Source organism: Psychrobacter sp. 1U2, from assembly GCF_051847575.1.
This window is the reverse complement of the sequence record NZ_JBPYDC010000163.1, coordinates 1-1,568: the sequence shown is the minus strand read 5'-3', so window position 1 is coordinate 1,568 and position 1,568 is coordinate 1. Positions and strand designations below refer to the sequence as shown.

Genomic DNA, 1,568 nt, shown 5'->3' with positions numbered 1-1,568 from the left:
AACCGTGACGCCGATTTTTTTGTTGCCTTATATTGGGCTTATGAGTAGCTTGGCGCTATTTATAGCATCATTGGCATTTAGTGCATGGCTCTGTACCAAGCTTGCCATCCAAATAGAGAACGACGAGCCTATCAAGGCGTCTGATCATGTCACCAACTATTTGCTCTTTACCTCGGCACTAGTCATGACGGTGGCGTTTATTATGATGAACAGAGTGGATACTGGCTATCAAACCGCGACGGGGGCTTGGTTTATCAAAGATACGCTGGCGGGTAGAGACTTGGCAGTCACTATCACTGACAAGCCAGGACAGTCGACGAGTAGCTGCTGGGTATACGCCACCCAAAAAAACTGCCATTGGTATGGTGAGATTGCCGTAGAAGCCATTGGACAAACCAAGCCCGAAACCTTGGTGTTTTTGGGCGGGGCAGGTATGGGCACACCAAGTGAAGTGGCACATTACAATCCTGAAATGGCGCTTACCGTTATAGACATCGACAAAGACTTGCCAAAGATTATCGAAAAGCACTTTTTAAAAGCACCCATCGCGGCAAATATTGAGTTTATAGGTGATGATGCTCGAGGTTATTTGACCCGAAATAAACAAGCCCGTTATGATTTTATGCTCATTGATGCCTTTCAAGGTCAACATGTTGCGAGTAATCTGTACACGCTTGAAGCGTTGACACAATTCAAAGCCAACAGCAACGATATCATGGCAAACATCATTGGCATACCGCGAAAGGAGCATGGCTATACCCAAACCATTCTCAAAAACTGGCAAGAAGTATTTGGAGATACTGCCCACGTGCTGACCAAATACGGCAGCGTCAATCTACAAAATATCATGCTATGTAACTTTGCCTGTCCCGGTAGTCAAAAGCTGGCTCAAGCTGAATTTTTTAATGCGCAGCAACCGGTGCATACCGATGATTTGCCTAGGTTGGATAGGTATTATTATCGGTCTATAAAGAGTCTATAAAAAAACCATTTAACGTTATCACAGCGTTAAATGGTTTTTAGATTTAAAAAGCAGTATTAAAAATCTACTTCTCTAAATACTGAATCTTACCCTCGACACCGTCCCACTTTTCAGCGTCTGGCATAGGCGGCTTCATCTCCGTGATGTTTGGCCACTTTTGCGCCAGCTCCTCGTTCAGCTGGATGAATATTTCTTGCCCTTTAGGCACTTCATCTTCTGAGAAGATCGCATTGGCTGGGCATTCAGGCTCGCATAGTGCGCAGTCGATGCACTCATCAGGATCAATGACAAGGAAGTTTGGCCCTTCATAAAAGCAGTCCACAGGGCAGACTTCCACACAGTCAGTATGTTTACAAAGAATACAATTATCTGCAACGACGAAGGTCATATTGAGGTCTACCTGTTATTGATTCGGCTAATGCCTGAATAGAATAATGAAAATAATGCATATTTTAGCGCTTTTAAACGATTTTAACAAACCCCTTTAGCGACTGATGCGTTGTCTAAGATCGTACAATAAGTCATGAGCTTGCTTAGGCGTTAGACTGTCAGGATCAGTATTTATCAGCTCGTCATATAAGCTAAG

Annotated in this window: 2 protein-coding genes; one reads left to right on the top strand and one right to left on the bottom strand. The window is 43.8% G+C overall.

Going from position 1 to position 1,568, the window contains the following annotated elements; genetic code table 11:
* Positions 1–982: spermidine synthase (locus tag ACS8FD_RS14125; protein ID WP_439276331.1), on the top strand; the 982-nt coding region annotated here is incomplete at its 5' end.
* 64 nt (positions 983–1,046) lie between these two features.
* On the opposite strand, the gene fdxA is transcribed toward ACS8FD_RS14125, so the two are convergent.
* Positions 1,047–1,370, bottom strand: a complete 324-nt coding sequence (gene fdxA, locus ACS8FD_RS14120) for a ferredoxin FdxA (RefSeq protein ID WP_058368024.1) — start codon at positions 1,368–1,370, stop codon at positions 1,047–1,049.
* Positions 1,371–1,568 lie beyond the last annotated feature (198 nt).